Origin of the sequence: Chromohalobacter sp. HP20-39 (assembly GCF_033052815.1) — a bacterium.
In the GTDB taxonomy this organism is placed as follows: domain Bacteria; phylum Pseudomonadota; class Gammaproteobacteria; order Pseudomonadales; family Halomonadaceae; genus Chromohalobacter.
In genome coordinates this window covers 1-237 of sequence record NZ_JAWHTP010001153.1, presented here as the reverse complement: position 1 = coordinate 237, position 237 = coordinate 1, and the positions used below count along the sequence as shown (strand labels likewise).

Below are 237 nucleotides of genomic sequence, written 5' to 3'. Positions count from 1 at the left end.
CGCGTGCAGACCAGCTTCGATCGCGGCATCACGCGTTTTACCTGGCTCATGCTGACGTTGATCCTGGTGATGGCACCCACTGTCTTCCTGATCAACGGGTTGACCAAGGGCAACTGGTTTGAGGCGCTCCTGTTTGCCGTGGCGGTTGCGGTCGGTCTGACGCCGGAGATGCTGCCAATGATCGTGACGGTGAACCTTGCCAAGGGCGCGATCGCCATGTCGCGCAAGAAGGTCATC

General features: G+C 59.9%; 1 protein-coding gene. It reads left to right on the top strand.

Features of this window, described 5'->3' with window-relative positions; genetic code table 11:
- Window positions 1–237 (top strand): hypothetical protein (locus tag RVY79_RS21510; protein ID WP_317466655.1); only part of this gene is annotated, 237 nt, incomplete at both ends.